General features: G+C 63.3%; 22 protein-coding genes and 1 tRNA gene. 12 read left to right on the forward strand and 11 right to left on the reverse strand.

The features are described 5' to 3' along the window. The 6 genes from IVB36_RS27570 (at nucleotide 1) to IVB36_RS27595 (ending at nucleotide 6,459) form a co-directional block, all read left to right on the forward strand. Entirely contained in the window at nucleotides 1-1,368 is a 1,368-nt protein-coding gene (locus IVB36_RS27570) for a cytochrome P450 (RefSeq protein ID WP_018459738.1), read from the forward strand. 50 nt (nucleotides 1,369-1,418) lie between these two features. After that, complete coding sequence (locus tag IVB36_RS27575; RefSeq protein ID WP_018459739.1) at nucleotides 1,419-2,828, forward strand: adenylate/guanylate cyclase domain-containing protein; 1,410 nt, start codon at nucleotides 1,419-1,421, stop codon at nucleotides 2,826-2,828. 287 nt (nucleotides 2,829-3,115) lie between these two features. After that, nucleotides 3,116-3,604: a TerB family tellurite resistance protein gene (locus IVB36_RS27580; RefSeq protein ID WP_085359631.1), complete on the forward strand. Its 489-nt coding sequence runs from the start codon at nucleotides 3,116-3,118 to the stop codon at nucleotides 3,602-3,604. 231 nt (nucleotides 3,605-3,835) lie between these two features. Then, a complete protein-coding gene (locus IVB36_RS27585) occupies nucleotides 3,836-4,615 on the forward strand; it encodes an SDR family oxidoreductase (RefSeq protein ID WP_026233870.1) in 780 nt (259 codons plus the stop codon). Between the two features lie 127 nt (nucleotides 4,616-4,742). Then, nucleotides 4,743-5,537 (forward strand): glutamine amidotransferase, encoded by a 795-nt coding sequence (locus IVB36_RS27590; protein ID WP_026233871.1) that lies wholly within the window; start codon nucleotides 4,743-4,745, stop codon nucleotides 5,535-5,537. Between the two features lie 109 nt (nucleotides 5,538-5,646). Beyond that, entirely contained in the window at nucleotides 5,647-6,459 is an 813-nt protein-coding gene (locus tag IVB36_RS27595) for an enoyl-CoA hydratase (RefSeq protein ID WP_018459743.1), read from the forward strand. A 108-nt stretch (nucleotides 6,460-6,567) separates the two neighbouring features. On the opposite strand, the gene IVB36_RS27600 is transcribed toward IVB36_RS27595, so the two are convergent. Beyond that, nucleotides 6,568-6,643: transfer RNA gene (locus tag IVB36_RS27600), tRNA-Ala, on the reverse strand. Nucleotides 6,644-6,847: 204 nt separating this feature from the next. On the opposite strand from IVB36_RS27600, the gene IVB36_RS27605 reads away from it, so the two are divergent. From IVB36_RS27605 to folD, 3 genes are read left to right on the forward strand one after another with little or no spacing between them, the layout of a single operon-like run. Beyond that, nucleotides 6,848-7,138, forward strand: coding sequence for a YggT family protein (locus IVB36_RS27605; protein WP_007598721.1), 291 nt, complete (start codon nucleotides 6,848-6,850; stop codon nucleotides 7,136-7,138). Between the two features lie 20 nt (nucleotides 7,139-7,158). After that, nucleotides 7,159-7,503 carry a DUF167 domain-containing protein gene (locus tag IVB36_RS27610; protein WP_247393732.1) on the forward strand — a complete coding sequence of 115 codons (345 nt, stop codon included), beginning with the start codon at nucleotides 7,159-7,161 and terminating at the stop codon, nucleotides 7,501-7,503. Between the two features lie 10 nt (nucleotides 7,504-7,513). Then, entirely contained in the window at nucleotides 7,514-8,398 is an 885-nt protein-coding gene (gene folD / locus IVB36_RS27615; RefSeq protein WP_018459745.1) for a bifunctional methylenetetrahydrofolate dehydrogenase/methenyltetrahydrofolate cyclohydrolase FolD, read from the forward strand. A 37-nt stretch (nucleotides 8,399-8,435) separates the two neighbouring features. On the opposite strand, the gene ppa is transcribed toward folD, so the two are convergent. Together ppa and IVB36_RS27625 are read right to left on the reverse strand one after the other, a co-directional pair. Beyond that, nucleotides 8,436-8,972, reverse strand: a complete 537-nt coding sequence (gene ppa / locus IVB36_RS27620; RefSeq protein ID WP_007604168.1) for an inorganic diphosphatase — start codon at nucleotides 8,970-8,972, stop codon at nucleotides 8,436-8,438. A 175-nt stretch (nucleotides 8,973-9,147) separates the two neighbouring features. Further along, nucleotides 9,148-9,657 carry a GNAT family N-acetyltransferase gene (locus IVB36_RS27625; RefSeq protein WP_007598725.1) on the reverse strand — a complete coding sequence of 170 codons (510 nt, stop codon included), beginning with the start codon at nucleotides 9,655-9,657 and terminating at the stop codon, nucleotides 9,148-9,150. Between the two features lie 262 nt (nucleotides 9,658-9,919). Between IVB36_RS27625 and IVB36_RS27630 the strand changes: the two genes are divergently transcribed. After that, nucleotides 9,920-10,807 carry an alpha/beta fold hydrolase gene (locus tag IVB36_RS27630; RefSeq protein WP_018459747.1) on the forward strand — a complete coding sequence of 296 codons (888 nt, stop codon included), beginning with the start codon at nucleotides 9,920-9,922 and terminating at the stop codon, nucleotides 10,805-10,807. 42 nt (nucleotides 10,808-10,849) lie between these two features. Next, the gene (locus IVB36_RS27635) at nucleotides 10,850-11,257 is read left to right on the forward strand and encodes a thiol-disulfide oxidoreductase DCC family protein (protein ID WP_018459748.1); all 408 of its coding nucleotides are present in this window, start codon (nucleotides 10,850-10,852) and stop codon (nucleotides 11,255-11,257) included. Between the two features lie 7 nt (nucleotides 11,258-11,264). Here the strand turns inward: IVB36_RS27635 and IVB36_RS27640 are convergent, their stop codons facing one another. From IVB36_RS27640 to IVB36_RS27670, 7 genes are all read right to left on the reverse strand, one after another. Beyond that, entirely contained in the window at nucleotides 11,265-12,134 is an 870-nt protein-coding gene (locus IVB36_RS27640) for a type II restriction endonuclease (protein WP_247370613.1), read from the reverse strand. Further along, nucleotides 12,106-13,362 (reverse strand): NAD(P)/FAD-dependent oxidoreductase, encoded by a 1,257-nt coding sequence (locus IVB36_RS27645; protein ID WP_247393756.1) that lies wholly within the window; start codon nucleotides 13,360-13,362, stop codon nucleotides 12,106-12,108. The genes IVB36_RS27640 and IVB36_RS27645 overlap by 29 nt, the downstream gene beginning before the upstream one ends. Before the next feature lie 125 nt (nucleotides 13,363-13,487). Further along, entirely contained in the window at nucleotides 13,488-15,314 is a 1,827-nt protein-coding gene (gene typA / locus IVB36_RS27650; protein WP_018459751.1) for a translational GTPase TypA, read from the reverse strand. A 256-nt stretch (nucleotides 15,315-15,570) separates the two neighbouring features. Then, nucleotides 15,571-15,840 carry a hypothetical protein gene (locus tag IVB36_RS27655; RefSeq protein WP_018459752.1) on the reverse strand — a complete coding sequence of 90 codons (270 nt, stop codon included), beginning with the start codon at nucleotides 15,838-15,840 and terminating at the stop codon, nucleotides 15,571-15,573. Continuing rightward, nucleotides 15,837-17,267 carry a radical SAM protein gene (locus tag IVB36_RS27660; protein ID WP_018459753.1) on the reverse strand — a complete coding sequence of 477 codons (1,431 nt, stop codon included), beginning with the start codon at nucleotides 17,265-17,267 and terminating at the stop codon, nucleotides 15,837-15,839. Before IVB36_RS27660 ends, IVB36_RS27655 begins: the two co-directional genes overlap by 4 nt. Further along, nucleotides 17,248-17,964, reverse strand: a complete 717-nt coding sequence (locus IVB36_RS27665; protein ID WP_247295794.1) for a prolipoprotein diacylglyceryl transferase family protein — start codon at nucleotides 17,962-17,964, stop codon at nucleotides 17,248-17,250. Before IVB36_RS27665 ends, IVB36_RS27660 begins: the two co-directional genes overlap by 20 nt. A 79-nt stretch (nucleotides 17,965-18,043) precedes the next feature. Next, complete coding sequence (locus IVB36_RS27670) at nucleotides 18,044-18,808, reverse strand: Crp/Fnr family transcriptional regulator (protein ID WP_018459755.1); 765 nt, start codon at nucleotides 18,806-18,808, stop codon at nucleotides 18,044-18,046. A 156-nt stretch (nucleotides 18,809-18,964) separates the two neighbouring features. On the opposite strand from IVB36_RS27670, the gene IVB36_RS27675 reads away from it, so the two are divergent. Continuing rightward, the gene (locus tag IVB36_RS27675; RefSeq protein ID WP_026233873.1) at nucleotides 18,965-19,366 is read left to right on the forward strand and encodes a response regulator; all 402 of its coding nucleotides are present in this window, start codon (nucleotides 18,965-18,967) and stop codon (nucleotides 19,364-19,366) included. Nucleotides 19,367-19,376: 10 nt separating this feature from the next. On the opposite strand, the gene IVB36_RS27680 is transcribed toward IVB36_RS27675, so the two are convergent. After that, entirely contained in the window at nucleotides 19,377-20,918 is a 1,542-nt protein-coding gene (locus IVB36_RS27680) for an alkaline phosphatase D family protein (RefSeq protein ID WP_018459757.1), read from the reverse strand. Between the last annotated feature and the right edge of the window lie 91 nt (nucleotides 20,919-21,009).

The raw sequence follows: 21,009 nt of genomic DNA on the forward strand, positions 1-21,009 counted from the left end.
ATGAACATCGCCAGCGTGCGTCGGCCCATCGTCCCTCCGACGCCGCCGCGAGCGCCCGACGACATGTCGTTCCTCGGCCGGCTTGCCGTGATCAAGCGGAATATGATCGCGACCTGGGGGCAGCGCGCCTATGAGGAAGACGTCATTGAAGGCCGCTTCTTCTTCCGCAACAGCTTCATCCTGAACCGGCCGGATGCGATCCGGCATGTCCTGCTCAGCAATTACGAGAATTATTCGCGTACTCCGGCGGGCATCCGCATGCTTCGTCCCGTGCTCGGCGACGGTCTTCTGATTGCGGAGGGCCATTCGTGGACGTTTCAGCGCCGCACCCTCGCGCCGGCGTTCACGCCGCGTGCGACAGCAAATCTCGTTCCGCACATGACGGCGGTGCTCGACGAGACCATCGCAAAGCTCGACGGGCGAACGAGCGAGCCGGTCGATCTGCGCGAGATCATGCAGCGCATGACGCTGGAGATCGCCGGCCGCACCATGTTCTCGTTCGGCATGGACCGGCATGGTCTGACCTTGCGCAACTTCGTCATGGAGTATGGAGCCCGACTCGGACGGCCGTACTTGCTCGACATGGTGCTGCCGCTGTCCTGGCCGAGTCCGATGGATTTTGCCCGCGCCCGTTTCCGCAAGCGCTGGACCGAATTCGTCGCGATGCTGATCGCCGAGCGGCGTGAGATGGGCAAGAAAGACGGCGCGCCGCCGCGCGATCTTTTCGATCTCATGGACGAGGCGCGTGACCCTGAAACCGGCAAGGGCTTTTCGGACGAACAACTGGTCGACGAAGTCGCGACTATGATCCTCGCGGGTCACGAGACCACGGCGACCGCGCTGTTCTGGGCGCTCTATCTGCTCGCGCTCGATCCCGATACGCAGGAGGAGATCGCCTCCGAGACCCGCGGCGAGCACCTCGACAGCATGGCCGACATCGATCGGCAGAAGTTCACCCGCGCCGTGATCGAGGAGACCATGCGGCTTTATCCGCCGGCCTTCCTGATCGCCCGGGCCGCGCGCGAGAAGGACAACGCGGCCGGCGTCGCCATCGGCAAGGGCGACATCATCATGATCGCACCGTGGCTGCTGCACCGGCACGAGAAGCTGTGGGATCAGCCGAACGCGTTCATTCCAAAACGCTTCATGTCCACGGAAGCGCCCGATCGATTCGCGTATCTGCCCTTTGGCGCGGGTCCGCGCGTCTGCGTCGGCGCCCCCTTCGCGCAAGCCGAATCCGTGCTGGCGCTGGCCCGGCTGATCGGTGCGTTCCGTGTCGAGCTTGCCGATACCAGCCCTGTCATTCCGCTCGGCGTCGTCACGACCCAGCCGGACCGGTCGCCGCTGTTCCGCATCACGCGTCGGTGACAGGCGTTCGCCTGGCCGACGGCGTGATCCACTCCAGATAGAGTTGCGCCATGAGCGATATCCAGGCCCAGTTTTCCGTTCTGAAGCAGACCGCCGATGCGAAAGTGGTCGACGCGATCGCGCGCCTCATCGAGGACGGCGAAGATCACGAGCTCAACCGCGTCAATGTACTCGATTTCGCGAAGCAGCACGGTCTCGATGAAGAGCACGCGATCTCGGCATTCCTGCATTCGGCGCGGCTCGGCCTGTTCGATCTGGGCTGGAATGTGCTGTGCCCGGGCTGCGGCGGCGTGTTGGGTGCGCACTCGACCCTGAAGGCGCTCAAGCCAGACAATTATCATTGTGCGCTGTGCGCCTGCGGCTACAAGGCCTCCGTCGATGATCAGGTCGAAGTCTCCTTCACCGTCAATTCACGTGTCCGGCGCATTGCGGCGCATGATCCCGATACGCTTCCGGTGTGGGAGTACTTCAAGCAGGTGTTCTGGAGTTCCGGCGTCGACTTCAACAAGGAATCGTTTGCGACGCTCGCCAACGAGGTGACGCTGGACACGATGGAGCTCCCGGCCGGCGAGAAGGCGACCATGTCGCTGCAACTGCCGGACGATTTCATCATCATCTTCGAACCGGTGACGCACGCGGCGCATTTCATCGACGTGCAGGGCGAGCCCACCAAGGACCGTCAGCAGCTCGCCATCATGTACAACAGGGTGCAGGCGCCGACGGGAACCACGACCATGCGGCCGGGCCCGCTGCGGCTGTCGCTGGAGAACCAGGCCGGCGTACGCGTGCTGCCGTCGGTGTTCATCGCGGCCGAGGCGCTCCATCACCTCATCGGCAAGCGCAAGCCGTTCCTGACCGCCAAGCGGATGCTGTCGAACCAGACGTTTCGTGATGTGTTCAAGGCGGACAATCTCAGTCTCGACCAGCGGCTCCAGATCACCTCGCTGACCTTCCTGTTCACCGATCTGAAGGGATCGACCGCGCTCTATGAGCGCGTCGGCGATCTTGCCGCCTTCGACCTCGTGCGCGCGCATTTCCATGCGCTGCTCGAGATCATCTCCTCCGAGAAAGGCGCGGTGGTGAAGACCATCGGCGACGCCGTGATGGCGACCTTCGTCCGTCCCGAGCATGCGATCGCAGCGGGTTTGCGGATGCGCGCGGCGATGGACGAGCTCAACAAAAAGCGCGGTACTGCCGATCTCATCGTCAAGATCGGCATCCACGAAGGTCCGTGCCTCGCGGTGATGCTGAACGAGCGGCAGGATTATTTCGGCCAGACCGTCAACATCGCCGCCCGCGTGCAGAGCCTCTCGACCGCGCAGGAGATTCACATCACCGGCCCGGTGCTGGATGCGCCGGCGGTTGCCGAAGTCCTCAAGCAGCGCGAAATCAGGCCGATCCAGAAGCAGGCCGCACTGCGCGGCATCGCCGACAAGATGGTGGTGTACGAGATACCGTGACTGGTGTCGTCCCGGCGAAGGCCGGGACCATACCGCGTGATTTCCGAAACAGGCTGGATGGTCGTTACCAAAGCCTTCGCCAAACCGCAGCCTGTGGTTATGGGTCCCGGCCTTCGCCGGGACCACATGTGCGCACTTGCCTTGCCCTACTCCAAAATCACAGACTCAGATTGCCGAAACGTAATGCGACGCGCGGAACTGACGCACGTTGCGCCGGTTGAATTTCCTACTCATATAATGCTGGTAGCGGTCGCGCTCCGCGGCTTCATCGATTTCGGTAGGACCTTATGCTCGACGGCCTGCGCCAATTCATCGCCGACATTGTTGCTCCCCATGCCCAGGACCGCGCTTTCGGTGACGGTGATTACCGGCTGGCGGCGACCGCGCTGCTGGTTCACGTGATCTCGCTGGACGGCCAGCCGACGGCTGCCGAGCAGCGCAAATTGCACAGCCTGATCGAAAGCCACTTTGGGCTCGATCGCGGCACCGCGGATCGTCTGATCGCGGATGCGACGGAGGTCGAGGGCGAGGCGGTCGACCTCTATCACTTCACCAGCATCATGATGCGCTCGCTCGACGAAGAGGGCCGCAAGCGGGTCGTCCAGATGATGTGGGAGCTGGTCTATGCCGATGGCCAGGTTACCGAGTTCGAGGATAATGTGGTCTGGCGTGCCTCCGACCTGCTCGGGATTTCGCAACGCGACCGGATCGACCTGAAGCACGCGGTCGCAGATCGTGCCGGTGGTCAGGTCAAGGACAGCGCGGTCGGCGGGTGATCACTGCCAATACCGCCAATTGGCGGTTGTGCGGACCACATGACGAAACTTTAATGTAGCCTCGGGGCTGCCCTGGTTCCGGTTTTCCCCTGTAAAAACGGGGTTTTCCTGCTTCCCCCGTTTCCCGCTCAGGTGGCTATGCGGTGGACGCCGCTTGCCTGTCGCGCACGGCCTATGCTCTCGTTCCAGCATTGCGGCGCCAAAAAAACTTCAATTCAAGAGATCTCGATCGTGACTGAGCGGGTAACGTTGATCACCGGTGCCTCGGCGGGCATCGGCACGGAGCTAGCGCGTGTGTTCGCCGCGAACGGACACCGTCTTGCGCTGACGGCGCGACGCGCGGACCGGCTCGAGGCGCTCGCAAACGAGCTCGCTGCCAAGGGTGGCAAAAAGCCGATCGTGATCGCCTGCGATCTTGAGGATGCGGATGCCGGCGAGAAGATCGCCGCCGCACTCGCTGCCGAAGGCGTCGAGCTCGATCATCTCGTCAACAATGCCGGCTTCGGCGTGTTCGGCGACGCAATTGAGCGCGACCGCGTCGAGCAGGTCGGCATAGTGGATGTCAATGTCCGGGCTCTGACGGATCTGTCGCTGCGCTTTGCCGATCAGCTGATCAGGAACAAGGGTGGCCTTCTCAACGTCGGATCGGTCGCCGGCTATCTGCCCGGCCCCGGCATGGCGGTCTATTACGCGTCCAAGGCCTATGTCATTTCCTTCACCGAGGCCTTGCGGGCGGAGCTTGCACCGCACGGCGTTCGCGTCACCGTACTTTGCCCGGGCCCGGTGCCCACCGAATTCCAGGCGCGCGCCGGCGTTGGGTCCGGACATGATACGGCCCTTCTCAATGTTCCTGCCGCTGAGGTCGCACGACAGGCCTATCGCGGCCTGATGGCCAACAAGCGGGCCGTGCTCCCCGGTCTGGGCATCAAGATTGTGCCATTCGCGCTGCGCTTCTTCCCGCGCGGCTTCATCCTGTCCGCCACCAGCCGGTTTCAGAGACAAAGACGCTAGAGGGAGCTCTCGGTCGGTCGTGGCCCGGAGCTTGCTTTCTATCGGGAGTGTGTGTGCGCAAACTCACACGAAATTAACGATCGCTTAGTTATGCTGGCGGTCAGAACCGATAGCAGTCGCAAAGACCATGTCGTTCCGGACGGACAGATTTGGTGGCGCAGATGTGGTGCCCTTCCCCAGAAGGACGCCTGATGTCGCCGCCTTCGAAACCCGGTTGCCGGTTCTGATCATCCTGCATCAGGAATCCTCGACGCCCGGCCGCGTCGGCAATGCGCTGCGCGCCCTTGGCCACCGCCTCGACATCCGCCGTCCCCGCCTCGGCGATCCGCTGCCTGAGACCCTCGACCAGCATGCCGGCGCTGTGGTCTTCGGCGGTCCGATGAGCGCCAATGATCCCGACGACTACATCCGCCGCGAGATCGACTGGATCGAAATTCCGCTCCGCGAACAGCGGCCGTTCCTCGGCATCTGCCTCGGCGCGCAGATGCTCGCGAAGCAGTTAGGAGCCCGCGTCGCGCCGCATGCCGATGCGCTGACCCAGATCGGCTACTACCCGATCCGCCCGACACCCGCGGGACACGGGCTCTGCCCGAATTGGCCGGCACGGGTCTATCACTGGCATCGCGAAGGCTTCGAGCTGCCGGTTGGCGCTGAACTGCTTGCCGAAGGCGATGATTTTCCGGTGCAGGCGTTCCGCACCGGCAACGCTTTCGGCGTGCAGTTTCATCCTGACGTGACCTACGCCATGATGCATTGCTGGACCACGCGCGGCTATGACGGTCTCAGCGCGCCCGGCGCGCGGCAGCGGCATCATCACTTCGCGGACCGTGCCGTCTACGATGCCGCGGAACGGGCCTGGCTTGATCAATTCATCGACGGCTGGCTGGCGCGTCGGCCGTTGCTGGCGCAAGCCGCCGAGTGATCGCGCCCTCCCAGGCCGTTGGCACAAGCCCTTGTCTCATCCCTTGATATGCTAGGCTCATGTCAACGAGCGCGCGCGAAACTGCGCCGGCAAACAAAGGGAGAGCACCATGGCTTACGAACACATTCTCTATGAGGTCAGCGACAAGGTCGCGACCATCACGCTCAACCGTCCCGATCGCATGAATGCGTGGACGCCGATCATGGAGCGCGACGTGCGCCATGCGATGGAAGCATCGAGCGCCGATGACAATGTCCGCGTCATCGTGATCACCGGCGCGGGCCGCGCCTTCTGCGCCGGTGCCGACATGGACGCATTGAAGGGGCTCGACCCCGATGATGTCAGGCGCGCGTCGAACCTGCCGCCCTTCGACATGAACCGGCGGCCGGACTGGCAGACGCGCCATGGCTTCTACCCGTCGATCGGAAAGCCTGTCATCGCCATGCTCAATGGCGCGACCGCCGGCATCGGCCTCGTCCACGCGCTCTATTGCGACCTGCGCTTTGCCGCCGACAACACCGTGTTCACCACCGCCTTCGCCCGGCGTGGTCTGATCGCCGAGCACGGCATCAGCTGGATGCTGCCGCGAATCGTCGGCCACGCCAACGCGATGGATCTGTTGCTCTCGGCGCGCCGCGTTTCGAGTGACGAGGCGCTGCGGATCGGGCTGGTGAACCGGCTCTGCTCGCCCGAGAAGCTGCGCGAGGAGACCTATGCCTATGCGCGCGACCTCGCCGATTTCGTCTCGCCGAGCGCGATGGCCGTGATCAAGCGGCAGCTCTACGAGGTGCCGTTCCAGACGCTGGCGGAGGCGACGATCGAAGCCAACCGGGACATGATGGTGGCGCTGAACGGCAGCGATTTCCGGGAGGGGGTCGCGAGCTTCATGGAGAAGCGGCCGCCGAGGTTTACGGGGAAGTAGGGAAGCTTAAGGGGCAGTCCGTCTTCGCCCTGCGGGCTACGCCGGACACCACGCTTCGCCCCTCGAGCTCCGCGCGGCTGCGCCACGCGTAGCCCGAAGGGCGAAGCGTGGTGGAGCCAGGCGGGATCGAACCGCCGACCTCGTCATTGCGAACGACGCGCTCTCCCAGCTGAGCTATGGCCCCTTTTGTAGGCCGCTCTGGTCAATGCGGCCGACAACCGGGCGCCATTTAAGTCCCCGCCAAGGTCAAGTCAAGGACGGGTGTAACCCGGTTTTAGCCATCCCGGCACCGACTTCCCTTGTTTGGACCGGGGGGAACCGATATCTAGCAGCAGGCGTCAATCCCGACCGCAGCCAGAATTTTCAAAAGTCAGAGTCTTCAAAAGCCATGCGTGCCGTTCTCGACATCGTCATCATCGTGCTCGACCTCTACGTCTGGCTGCTGATCGCGTCCGCGATCCTGTCCTGGCTGATCGCCTTCAACGTCGTGAACACCCGCAACCAGTTCGTTTCGGCGGTGGCGGAGTTCCTGTACCGAATCACCGAGCCGGTCCTGGCTCCGATTCGCAATTTCCTGCCCAGCCTCGGCGGCCTCGACATCTCGCCGATCATCCTGATCCTGCTCATCATGTTCATCGAGCGGGTGATCCTGTATTACATCTACCCGAACGTGATCTAAGCAAGCTGGAGCGCCCTGGGTTGCCAAAGAACCTTGTCATCAAGGAACCTTGGCGTTACGGGGCCGCAGGTATCGGCATCGCGCTGCGGGTGACGCCGCGCGGCGTCCGCGACGACATCGACGGGATCGAGCAGCTCTCCGATGGCCGCAGCGTGCTCAAGGTGCGGGTGCGCGCTATCGCAGATGGCGGCGAGGCCAACAAGGCCGTTCTGGTGCTGCTGGCGAAATCGTTGGGCGTGCCCAAGGCCAGCGTCAAACTCCTGTCGGGAGCGACCTCGCGGCTGAAGCAGATCGCGGTCGACGGCGATCCGGCGCGGCTCGGCGAAGCCCTGCGCCAGCTCGCATCAGCCAAATCGACAGACTGAGGGAACTGACATGACCGCCAAGATCATCGACGGAAAAGTCATCGCCGCAGAACTTCGCGCCCGCGTCGCCGACGAGGTCGCACGCGTCAAGCGCGAGCACAATCTGGTTCCGGGCCTTGCGGTGGTCCTGGTCGGAAGCGACCCGGCGAGCGAGGTCTATGTCCGGTCGAAACACACCCAGACCCAGGCCGCCGGCATGGCCTCGTTCGAGCACAAGCTGCCGGCCGACGTCTCGCAAGCAGATCTCCTGGCGCTGGTCGCAAAACTCAACCGCGATCCCGCCGTGCACGGTATTCTGGTGCAACTACCGCTGCCCAAGGGCCTCAATACCGAGGCGGTCGTCAATGCCATCGACCCCGCCAAGGATGTCGACGGGCTGCATCCGAACAATGCCGGCCGCCTCGCCGGCGGTTTCGAGGCGCTGTCGCCCTGCACGCCGCTCGGCTGCATCATTTTGACCAAGAGCGTGCATGCTTCGCTTGAAGGCATGAACGCCATCGTCATCGGCCGCTCCAACCTCGTCGGCCGACCGCTGGTGCAGCTGTTGCTGAACGAGAACGCCACGGTGACCATCGCGCATTCGCGCTCGCGTGACCTGCCCGGGCTCGTGAGGCGCGCAGACCTCGTCTATGCCGCCGTCGGAAAGTGCGAGATGGTGCGCGGCGACTGGCTGAAGCCGGGGGCGACCGTGATCGACGTCGGCATCAACCGGATTCCGAGGGACGACGGCAAGACGCGTCTCGTCGGCGATGTTGCCTATCAGGAAGCGCTCGCCGTGGCTGGCGCCATCACGCCGGTACCGGGCGGCGTCGGTCAGATGACAGTCGCCTGCCTGCTCGTGAACACGTTGCGCGCGGCCTGCGCGATTGCAGGGCTGCCGAAGCCGGCGGTGTAGTTCACCTCGCCCCGCAAGCGGGGCGAGGGAGCAGAGCTCAGGCCTTCTTCTTTTTCTCGCGATCGATGCCTTCGAGGATCAGCTTGTGCGCATCTTCGGGGCCGCCCCAGCGCAGGATCTTCACCCACTTGCCGGGTTCGAGATCCTTGTAGTGCTCGAAGAAGTGCTGGATCTGCTGGAGCGTGATGTCCGGCAGGTCGGAATACGACTTCACCTTGTCATAGCGCTGCGTCAGCTTCGACGACGGCACCGCAAGAATCTTCTCGTCGCCGCCGGCTTCGTCTTCCATGAACAGCACGCCGACCGGGCGCACGCTCATGACCGCGCCGGGAATGATGGCGCGGGTGTTGATGATGAGGACGTCGCAGGGATCGCCGTCGTCGGACAGCGTGTGCGGAATGAAGCCGTAGTTCCCGGGGTAACGCATCGGCGTGTAGAGGAAGCGGTCAACCACCAGCGTGCCGGCTTCCTTGTCCATCTCGTACTTGATCGGTTCGCCGCCCACGGGGACTTCGATGATGACGTTGACGTCGTGAGGGACGTTTTTCCCGATCGAGACCGCATCGATACGCATTCAAGGCTCCGTTGTTGCCGAGGTTAAATCGCACCCGGCAGCGATTTTGGCGCTGTCATACGCGGGCTTGGCCCGCTGATCCATCGCGTTTTTGTGAAATAATGAATCCGGCGATCACCGGCTCAAGGCAGCGGTATCGACGGAAGGAAAACGCTGCCGGCGGGACTTCAGCAGCTCAATTGGTCCAAGCGAAGGCAACCTTGTCGAGCGACTTCGGCCCGAAACGCTCCGAGGACCGCGCCACCATGCGGCCGCCCAAGGCGCGGTAGAACTCGGTGGCCGGATCGTTGTCCGAGAGCGCCCACACCACCATGCTCTTCAGGCCGCTCTGCATCAGGTCGCGGCGGGCCGCGGTGAACAGGCGGCGACCAAAGCCCAGGCCCTGGAATTCGGGACGCAGATAGAGCTCGTAGACCTCACCGTCGAAATGCAGGCTGCGGGCGCGGTTGCGGCCGTAATTGGCGTAGCCTGCGATCTTGTCGCCGAACACCAGCACGCTGACGCGGCTGCCCTTGCGGATCGCGCTGTCCCACCATTGCGGACCGCGGCGGTTGATCAACTTCTCCAGTTCGGCGCCGGGAATGATGCCCTGATAGGCGGAGCGCCAGGCTTCGTCATGGGTGGACGCCACCGCAGTTGCATCTGCGGCTTTGGCCGGCCGGACCTCGATCAGGGTTGTGCTCATGGACGTGATCAAACCAAGTCGCCGCGCCGGCGGCAAGACCTATCGTTAATTATCGGTTAACGTGTGGACTTTCTGCATCAGTATTTGAACCATGTTGTACCGAAAAAAGACAAGACGCCGATTCGAATGGCACCGGGGTGCTCTGCGCCGGTGCAAAACTGCTTTGCGGCAACGAATGAACGGCAATGGCAACGCAGAAAGTCTGCCGATATTGATTCGTTCCTACTAGTCTAACTGTCGCTGTTCTCGCCTCCGGCAATTCATGCGGATCCCCAACATCCTCGTGCCTTTGGCTCTGCTGGCCTTGCTGGCTGCGCCGCCGGTGTGCGCTCAGGTTTTTGGTTCGTCCGGAGCGGAGGGCGATCCGTTTCGCCGTCAGCAATGGCGCGTGCCGTCGCCGGATACCGACATCGCCGCTCATGCCCGGCTGTTTCGCCCGCCGGGTGCCGGCCCGTTCCGGCTTGCGGTGATCGCGCATGCTTCGACGCAAAATGGCTTGCGGCGCGCGCAAATGTCTCAGCCGGAATACCGCGCACTCACGGCATTCCTCATCGCGCGCGGCTTCGCCGTGCTGGTGCCCGAACGGCTCGGCCATGGTGCGACCGGTGGCCGCTATGTCGAGGACCAGGGTGGCTGCGACGAGGCGGACTACGTGCGCTCGGGCCGCGCAACGGCCGACGAAATCGCGCTCGCGCTGGACTATGTGCGAAAGCAGGATTTTATCCGCAAGGACGCCGCGATCGTGATCGGCCATTCCGCCGGCGGTTGGGGCGCGCTGGCGCTCGCGAATGCCGATCCGAAGGCGATCTCCGCCATCATCGCCATTGCGCCGGGCCGCGGCGGCCATGCCAATGACGAGCCGAACCGGATCTGCGCGCCGCATACGCTTCTCGCCGCGGCGGCTGAATTCGGCAAGGCCGCGCGCATCCCCATCACATGGCTCGTTGCCGCCAATGACAGCTACTTTGCACCGGCATTTTCGCTTGCGTTGGTCGATGCGTTTCGCGGCGGCGGTGGCAAGGTCGACTTCCGAACGACGCCGGCCGTCGGTAGCGAGGGCCACTGGATGATCGAAACCGAGGCAGGCGTCAAAGCCGCGAGTGCCGAGCTTGCGCGTGGGTTGAAGCCGGCGGCTGCCAAAAAGCCATGACGCCGTATTCCTGGTCACGCACCTGATATTGGACAATCGCTAATGCCCAAATGGCCCGACGATGACGTCATCCTGTTCGACGGCGTCTGCATCTTCTGCTCGCGCTGGGTCCGCTTCGTCGCCAAAAGGGACCCGGCGAAGCGGTTTCGCTTCACGCCGATTCAATCTGACTATGGCGCCCGGCTCGCGCGCACGTTCGGCATCGATCCCGCTGATCCCGACACCAATGCCGTGGTTCACGGCGGCGCGGTGTTCATGAAGTCGGACGCTGCGCTGACGGTGCTGTCGCAGCTCCCCGGCTGGGGCTGGGTGCGCGCGTTGTTCGCTGTGCCCAAGCCGCTACGGGACCCGCTCTACAATCTCGTCGCGCGCAACCGATACCGCATCTTCGGCAAGTATGATTCGTGCTTCGTACCGGATGCCGACTTGCGGGCGCGGGTGATCGAGTAGGACGTGGTCAGCGTTGGATTTTCTCTACAAGAGCCACAAATTCTTGCAGGTCCAAAAGGGCTCTTTGTTGAGTCGACTTGTACGTTTCGTGAAGCTTTTTTGGCAAGACAAGTTGCAACGATTTGGTGCGCATTTCGGATGTTTGATTTTCTGAAATTCCGGGCTCTAACGTCAAGAGATGCTTCGTCTTGATCCGGTTCGCTTCAGCTAACACTTGACGCCACCGATCCTTGCAGGTCGATTTTGCGCCGAGCATTACAAGGCGATTTTCTGAAAACGCTGACGAATTGTATTCCTTCGCCCCCGGGAACAGGAAATCCGGTCTATTGTTATTTTCGGTTCGCGCCCCTCTCTCGAACCTTAGCTTGCGGGCAGAAAAAATTGCAGCGAGATGATGCTCAAGAGCCGATCCGGCGCGCGACTTGCGGCGATTCTGGACGCTCAGCGAAAATTTGATGAAGCCTTCAACGTCAGCCTTCTTGCTGAGCATGAAACCGTCGGCCAGCCTTTTCGAGACAATGTGCCGCTCTAGGGTACGGAACAACCTTTCCTCAAATTCGATCCATGTCATGAGCGCGTGATCAGGATCGTCTCTAACACTCGTCTCGGGAGCATGCTTCCTAGCAAACTCAGAGAAGATGCCCGTTGCGGGGAATTCTGCACCAAATTTCTTTAGGAGCGCGTCGAGCCACTCATCCTCAGTAACGATAGCTTCGATTTCGATGAGCTCAAGAATATAGCGAGCCGTGAAAGAAAGTTCCTGACCGCGCTCTCGGCGAAAGTCTCGCTTATTGTCGTCGAAACGGTCTCCGGTTGCACGCAGACCGAATAGCCAAAAGAGTTGCTGCTCAATTGCGCTGCCCGCGGTGCAACTCATCGCAAGCAGTGGACCAGATTTTGGCTTGCAGAAAAACAGCGTGTCGCCAGCGCGCGCCTTCCGAACGACTTCTTCGGCAGCCGCCCGCAAAGAACAGCCGCCCATCGGTCGGTGCCGCCAGCACGGCGCGGTCACCGGCGTGGCCGGGCAGGGCGTGCGAGTAGGAGCCTCTCGCGAAGGGGTCGTGGGCCCAGCGCGACTCGTAGAGCGGCTTCAGCTTTCGCCTGATGTCGTTGCCGAGGAAGCCTGCGATCTCCTCGATGCTTTGGGCGGCAATGGCGCCGTCGCCCGCGTCTTCCAGTTCGCGTGCAAAGCTGCCGCCGAAAAAGCCTTCGATGCAGGGCTGGCCGAACGGGCGGATATGATAGGTGCCCATGTCAGTGCGCATCGTGGCGCCGCGCAAATTACCTTCCTTCGGGAAGGCTTCGGCATCGTCGAGCGCCAGCGTCACCTTGTCATCGACACCGAGCGGCAGGCCGGCCGCGGCGTCGACCTTGGCGGGGAGAGGTGGCGAGAAGCGGATCGCCTCATTGGCGATCAGATTGGTCGGCACGGTGACGATCACCTTGTCCGCGGTCAGCGTGCCCTGCGATGTCTCGATGCGGATGCGCTGGTCGGAATGATCGATCAGCGTGACGTTGCAGTTCAGCGCCACCGGGCATGGCGCGCCATAGGCCGCGATCAGCGCGCCGTAGCCGCGGCGGACGCGCCAGTTGAGGTCGCTGTCCTCATACGCGTCCCAGTCCAGCGTCGACATGTCCTTCAGTTCGCAGCCGTTGATGTAGGTCGAGATCGCGTCGATCATGGGATTCCAGCGATTGCCGGGCTCCAGGCTGAAGCTCGCGGGGACATCCTGGCCCTTCTGGGCGGTCTCCCACAGCCGCTGATAGAAGGCGTCCATGGCGTGCATGAAATCATCGCGCTCGGCTTTCGGAAACGCGTCGCCATAGGCGCGCTCGCGCCAGGGCGGGAGGTCCTTGTTGACCTCGAAATCGAGCTGCTTTGCAATCGCGACGAAGGAGTTGTTGTCCGCCGAATGCAGCCAACCGCAGCCGACGTCGAAGGTGACATCGGGCGAGGCCTGCACCGTCCAGGCCCGGCCACCGAGCCGGTTACGCGCCTCGAGCACGATCACGGAGAGGCCGGAGCCTGCCAGCGCATGCGCCGCGCCGAGACCGGCGGCGCCCGCACCGATGATCGCGACGTCGACGGAGGAGGGGAGGGACATAGCGGTCAATTTCATCGTCATGCCCGGGCTTGTCCCGGGCATCCACGTCATTGACACCAGTATCGAAGACGTGGATGGCCGGGACAAGCCCGGCCATGACGCATTCGTCGTGTGTCCGAGTGGCCTTAAGCCACCGCTTCCTTGGATTTTTCCGCGCGCTTGCGCTCGTTCGGGTCGAGGTGCCGCTTGCGCAGGCGGATCGACTTCGGCGTGATCTCCACCAGCTCGTCGTCCTCGATATAGGCCAGCGCCTTTTCCAGCGTCATGCGGATCGGCGGGGTCAGGCGCACCGCTTCGTCCTTCGACGTGGTTCGGATGTTGGTGAGCTGCTTGCCCTTGAGCACGTTGATCTCGAGGTCGTTGTCGCGGGTATGCTCGCCGACGATCATGCCCTTGTAGACCTTCCAGCCCGGCTCGATCATCATCGGGCCGCGATCTTCCAGCTTGAACATGGCGTAAGCCACCGCTTCGCCCTGGTCGTTGGAGATCAGCACGCCGTTGCGGCGGCCCTGGATCTCGCCCTTGTACGGCGCGTAGCCGTGGAACAGACGGTTCATGATCGCGGTGCCGCGGGTATCGGTGAGCAGCTCGCCCTGGTAGCCGATCAGGCCGCGGGTCGGCGCGTAGAACACCAGCCGCAGACGGTTGCCGCCGGACGGCTTCATCTCGATCAGCTCGGACTTGCGCTCGCTCATCTTCTGCACGACGACACCGGAATGCTCCTCGTCGACGTCGATGACGACTTCCTCGATCGGCTCGAGGGTGGCGCCGGTGGCCTCGTCCTTCTGAAATACGACACGCGGACGCGACACCGAAAGCTCGAAGCCCTCGCGGCGCATGGTCTCGATCAGGATCGCGAGCTGCAATTCGCCACGGCCTGAAACTTCCATCGCGTCCTTGTCGGAGGCTTCGACGACCCGCAGCGCAACGTTGCCCTCGGACTCGCGCAGCAGGCGGTCGCGGATCATGCGGCTGGTGACCTTGTCGCCTTCGGTGCCGGCGAGCGGCGAGTTGTTGACGATGAAGGACATCGACACGGTCGGGGGGTCGATCGGCTGCGCCACCAGCGGGGTGTCGACCGACGGATCGCAGAAGGTGTCGGCGACGGTGCCCTTGGTCAGGCCGGCGATGGCGACGATGTCGCCTGCCTCGGCTTCGTCGAGAGGAGTGCGCTCGATGCCGCGGAAGGCGAGGATCTTGGTGATGCGGCCCTGCTCGATCGTCTTGCCGTCGGCGCCCAGCACCTTCACGGCCTGGTTCGGCTTGATCGAGCCTGAGGAAATACGGCCGGTGATGATGCGGCCGAGATAGGGGTTGGCTTCCAGAATGGTGCCGATCATGCGGAACGGGCCTTCCTCGACGGTCGGCGGCGCGACATGGCGCACGATCAGGTCGAACAGCGGCTGCATGCCGGCTTCCTGCGACCCGTCCGGGCTCTCGGCCATCCAGCCTTGCTTGGCCGACCCGTAGAGGATCGGGAAGTCGAGCTGCTCCTCGCTGGCGTCGAGCGCCGCGAACAGGTCGAACACCTCGTTGATGACTTCGGTTGCCCGCGCGTCGGGACGGTCAACCTTGTTGATCACGACGATCGGCTTCAAACCGACCTTGAGCGCCTTGGAGACCACGAATTTGGTCTGCGGCAGCGGCCCCTCGGCGGCGTCGACCAGCACCAGCGCGCCGTCCACCATGTTGAGGATGCGCTCGACCTCGCCGCCGAAATCGGCGTGGCCTGGGGTATCGACGATGTTGATGCGGGTGTCCTTCCACTGCACCGAGGCCGCCTTGGCCAGAATGGTGATGCCGCGCTCGCGCTCCAGATCGTTGGAGTCCATGGCGCGCTCAGTCACCTTCTGGTTCTCGCGATAGGTGCCGGATTGCTGGAGGAGGCGGTCGACCAGGGTCGTCTTGCCGTGGTCGACGTGGGCGATGATGGCGATGTTGCGAAGATTCATGAGTGGGCTTCTTTGCGGTCGGACAATGGGTTAAGCGCGATCTCGCCGGTCAGACCGGGACCTCTTCTCGAAACAACGCTTGAAGACTGGAAACGGGGCGCTTTCCGCCCAAAAGGGAAAGCCCGGCATATCGACCGGGCACCCTACGCGTTGCGGCGCAATATAGGCAAAAACCGCCAAAAAACAATGTGTTCTTTGGCCGTTGGTTGATTGAATTTTGTCCGGGAATTCCCGGGGGTTAGGCGAAAAGCCGGGCTCAGCCGCGCCGGCCCTTGATCGCGGCCCAGATCAGGGCGACCCCGCCCAGCCCCACGACCAGGCCTACGAACACCAGCGGTGCCACGTCGGAACCCATCCGGCCGCCCTCGATCACCGACATTCCGCCGAACAGCAATGCGCAGGCACCGGGTAGCAGCATGAGGATCCCGAAGATCGCCATGATCGCGGTCAGGCAGCCGCCGCGCTTGTTCGGCGGGGCAGGAGGCGGTCCCGGAGGGGCTGGCGGCGGCGTGTCGCTGATGCTCATGCCTGCAGGACTCCTGCGGTTGACTGCGCCGCCAGTTCGGCGCGGATGCCGTCGATCTTTCCGTTTCGGTAGAACAGATTGTAGGTGTCGAACGGGATGATCGCGCCGTTCTCGGTGACGAAATGGATGCAGCTGCGCTTGACGTTGCCGACGCAGAAATTGAAGCGATCGAGAAACTGCACGATGGTGACGCGGAATACGTTCTCGTACGTGATTCCCTGCGGCACCTCGAAGCTCGGCAGGCAGCACAGCAATTCGCAGACGCGCTCGCTCGTGTTCAGCGGTCCCGAGGACAGCGAGAACAGATCGATGAATTTCTCCCTCAGCGCCGGATGCTTCTCCGGGCTTATCGTATTGGGCAACAATGCGACGAGTTGCTCCTGCGGGATCAGCGAGGTCAGCGGCAGCACTTTCTTGCCGTTGCGCAGGCCGTAACCGATCGAGATGCTTTCGGGATTGCAGGGCAGCGGGATCATGTCCTTGTCGCCGAACACGCCGGTTTCGACCACGCGCTTGCGGATCTCCGACAGCATGATGCGATCGGTGTTCTTGTCGAAATTTTCGTTGCGGCCGGCGTCCTGCACCGGCTGCAGCGTGACGCCGCGAACGCACTTCCAGGTCAGCGCGTGGCGGACGATGTCGCCGATCTCGGCATCGTTGACACCGCGCTTGATGGTCGCTACCAGCGTGGTCGATACGCCGTAATGCTCGAGATTCTCCAGCGCCTGCTGACGGATCTTGCGCAAATCCGCGCCGCGCAGATTGATCAAAGCGTCGCGTTCGAGCGAGTCGAACTGGAGATAGACCTCGAGCCCGCGCTTGTTCTCGGCGAGCCGCGCCACGAAATCCTTTTCGCGGGCGATACGCAGGCCGTTGGTGTTGATCATGACATGGCGGATCGGGCGGGCGCGCACCGCATCGAGGATCGCGAAGAAGTCGGGATGCAGCGTCGGCTCGCCGCCGGAGATCTGCACCAAATCAGGCTCGCCCTCGCTCGCGACCAGCGCGTCCAGCATTCGCTCGACCTTGGCCAGCGGCGTGAAGCTGGTCCGCGCCGGCGAGGAATCGGCAAAGCACACCGGGCAGGTCAGATTGCAATGCTCGGTGATCTCGATCAGCGCGAGGCAGGAATGCTGCTCGTGGTCGGGGCACAGGCCGCAATCATAGGGGCAGCCGAATTCGGTATGCCGTTGAAAGGCCAGCGGCCGGTCGCCCGGCTTGATGAAATCCTTGCACAGGCGCCAATACGCGGCGTCCGTCGACACGAGCGTGGACTGGACGCCATGCTCCTTGCAGCGCTTCTCGTACCAAACCTCGTTGTCGAGGATCTGGATCTTGGCCGGCACCAGCTTCAGGCAGGTCTCGCAGAGAGATTGGGTCTGGCCCCAGAAGATATAGGGACGCGACTTACGCAACGGCGCGTTCATGCATGGGTCTCGCATTGGGCGCCCTCGCCAGCATGACGACGGCGTAGAGCAGGATGGACAGCGACAGCAGGTGAAACAGCGTGAAGGGGCCGATCAGCGTGCCGTAGGGCTTGAGGAATTCCCACAGGAAGCGCTGTGCTCCATAGTAGACGAGGACGAGGTAGAAACCATTGGTGATCACAAACGCGCTCCGGTTCAAGACCGCCACCACGTAGAGCAGCGCGAACACCCCCATCGCGGCGCTTTCGTAGAGCTGCACGGGATGGCGCGGGATGCCGTCGGCGAAATCATGGCCCCAGGGCCATGCCGTCGGCGTGCCGTAGGTGAAATCGTCGAGGCCCGCGAAAAAGCAGCCGAGCCGGCCGATCGCGATGCCGAGCGCCAGCGGCAGCGCAAAACGGGCGCCGGTTCGGACCGTGATCCCTGCGGACCATTTGTAGAGCTCGATCGCCAAGATGCCGCCGACCAGCGCTCCTTCCACGGAGCGCGCGATGCCGCTCTGGCCCGACAGCCACAGATTGGCGGAGCCGAACAGATAGGCGCCGAGCCCCGCGCCGAACACCAAAGCGGCGAGGTAGGACCGCTCAAAGGATTGCGCCGGAAACCGCAAGCCCTGTCGCGACAGCCCGTAGAGCGCCACGGCCGCAGTCAGCCACGCCGCGATGTCGAAGAGAGTGTGAAGGAAAGCCCCGCTCATGCGGGGACATTAGCCCAGGTTCCCCCGCGGCGGGATAGTGCGGCCGCTTCTTATCCCCGAAGAGGAGCGAGTCAGGCGGCTAGCCGGCCTGCCTCTCCTCGGTCGGATAGACGCCGCGCAGCACCTCCTCGAAGTGCATTTTCACGGCCTCGTTGCACAGGCAGGAGCGCAGGCGCAGGCCCTCGCGGTTGCGGACCAGGATCGATCCGCGTCGCGTGTCGAGCACGCCCTCCGCCTTGAACGACTGGAGCACGCGGCTGGCATAGCTGCGGCCGACGCCGAGCAGTGTCGCGAGTTGCTCGTGCGTCAGAGGCACGCTGCTCTCGTCGCCGGTCCGCTCCATAGCGGCCAGCATCCATTTGGCGGTGCGCTGCTCGATCGAGTGAATGGCGTTGCAGGCGGTGGACTGGAAGATCTGAGCCAGCATGCAGTCGGCGTAACGAGCGAAGACATGGCGCAACGAGGGCGAGCGCTGCTTGGCGGCCTCCAGCTTGCTGACGTGAATTCGCGCAAACGGCCCGCCGAATTTCACGCAGATCCGGGTATAGGCCGGCAGATAACCCTCGCTGACGATGCCGCCCACCGCGCCTTCGCGGCCGACCAGGATGGTCTCGACATCGCGGCCGTCCTCATTGGGAACGAGGAAGGTTGCAAGCGACGGTCCGCAGGGGAAGTGGACGACCTGGACGTCGTCGCCGGGGTTGTAGAGCAGCTCATTCGCTGCGGCGCTTTCGAGCATGACATGCGGCGCAAGCAGGGCGAAGTCGGCCGGGCTCAAGCGCCGCAGCAGATTGTTGGTCGGCCGGCTATCGATCTCGGTGGCGTTGCTGGTCCGCGCGTCCATCTTAAACTCCCATCCGCCTCCACATTTAGCGAGTTCCGACGAGGTCCTGTGTGCACAAGTAGACAGACCTAACAACTGTGATGTGGTGGTTTCGTTCCGGGAACCTCCGCGCCGGGTACAGGCGTCGTGACGCGGTATCCCAGTCAGAGAAACCTCATGCTCCAAGTTACGATGATGGCACCCGCTGTTTCCGATGGTTCAAACTGTCCCGCCGATGTGCTCATTGTCGAGGACGATCCGATCATCGCGATCGACTTCGAAGATCGCCTGCTCGGATTTGGCGTGAAGAGCGTCCGCACGGTAGGTTCAGTGGCGCAGGCGCTGACCGCAATCGCGGCGCACGCCCCCGAATTCGCCTTGCTCGACGTCGGTTTGAGTCGCGAGAACAGCTTTGCGGTCGCCGAACGGCTCGCGGCGCTGAAAATTCCCTTTGTGTTCGTCACCGGCTACGGCGCTGACGCGCGCATCCCGCCCGAATTCGCCGGCCAGCCGCGATTGCAGAAGCCGTGTTCGAGCGACGCGCTGGAGGCGGCGCTCCAGGTCCGCGCGGCGAACTAGCGATACGGCGTCAGGCCGGCTTCGGATCGAGCGTGGTTGACCACAGCGCGACGTCGGCGCGGTCGCGCAAGGTCACCGTCATCTGGCCGGAAGCGCCGTCGATCTTGACGTGACCGAAGAACTGCATGCCGGCGGATGGCGGCAGGTTCTGGTTGTCTTTCCCGGGCGCCTTGACGAAACGCACCTCCGGCCCAAACGTATTGTCGAGCGCGTTCGGACCGAATGTGCCCGCGTGAAGCGGGCCCGACACGAACTCCCAGAACGGCTCGAAATCCTGGAATTGCGCCTTGTTCGGATCGTAATAATGCGCGGCCGCGTAATGCACGTCCGCCGTGAGCCACACGGTGTTGCTGACCGGCGCCATCTTGATGAAACGCAGGATGTCGGCGATCTCGAACTCGCGGCCGCGCACCGGGCCGTCGCCCTGCGCAATGGCTTCCGATCCCCCCTTCGGCGTGTCTGACACGACGAGGCTGAGCGGCATGTCGGAGGCGATCACTTTCCAGGTCGCGCGAGAATTCAACAGGCCGCGCTTGAGCCAGGCGATCTGGTCCGGGCCGAGGAAATAGCTGGCCGGGTCGTAAACGGTTTCGAGGTTGGGGCCGTTCGGGCCGCGATAGCTGCGCTCGTCGAGCACGAACACGTCGAGATGGGGACCATAGGAGATCTGGCGATAGACGCGGCCGGGCTCGACGATGCTCTCGCGCATCGGATACATCTCGTGGAAGGCACGGCTTGCGCGGGCCGCAAGCAGTGCGATGTCGCGCTCCTTGTAGGTCGCCGGCAGCTCCTTCGACAGCGACCAGTTGTTGGTCACCTCATGGTCGTCCCACTGCACGAAGATCGGCACTTCGGCATTGAAGGCGCGAAGATTGTCGTCGGTGAAATTGTATTTGTGCGCGGCGCGGTACTCGTCCAGCGTCTCGGCGACCTTGGCCTTCTCGGGAATCGTGACGTTCTTCCAGATCTTGCCGTCCGCGAGCTTCACCTCGGACTGGATAGGGCCGTCGGCATAGATGGTGTCACCGGAGTGCAGGAAGAAATCCGGACGGTGCTTGCGCATCGCCGAGAAGGTGAACATGCCGCCGTCATCAGGGTTGATGCCCCAGCCTTGTCCTGCGACGTCGCCGCCCCAGACGAAGCTGACGTCGCGACGGTCGGCGGGTGCGGTGCGGAAGCGGCCGGTCACCGGCTCGCCCTCCACCGCGGTGTGCGAAAGATCGCGGAAGCGGACGCGATAAAAAATGTCCTGTCCGCCCGGCAGGTTTTCGATCAGCATCTTCGCGGTGAAGTCGCTGTCGGGCAGCGCCGCGATCGGCGGCAGCGCGCGGGCATCCCTGAACGACTCCGTCGTCGCCACCTCGACCAGCATCTGTGCGGGCCGGTCGGTGCGCGCCCAGACCACGCCGCTGTCGACGGTGACGTCGCCCGACTGCACGCCATGGGTCACCGCCGGCCGGTCGGCCGCGCGGGAGAGATGGGGCATTGCGACCGCGCCGAGCGCGCCGGCGCTGGTCGTCAGGAAACGGCGGCGGGAGAATTTGATGTTCATGAAGACGGTCTCGATATCGCGTGAGGCGATCGCCCAGGGCGGTCGCCATGGTGAAGCAGACGCTATATTGAGACAATGTGACGCGGCGATA

The sequence above is a fragment of the Bradyrhizobium sp. 35 genome (assembly GCF_023073215.1).
Taxonomy (GTDB): Bacteria; Pseudomonadota; Alphaproteobacteria; order Rhizobiales; family Xanthobacteraceae; genus Bradyrhizobium; species Bradyrhizobium canariense_D.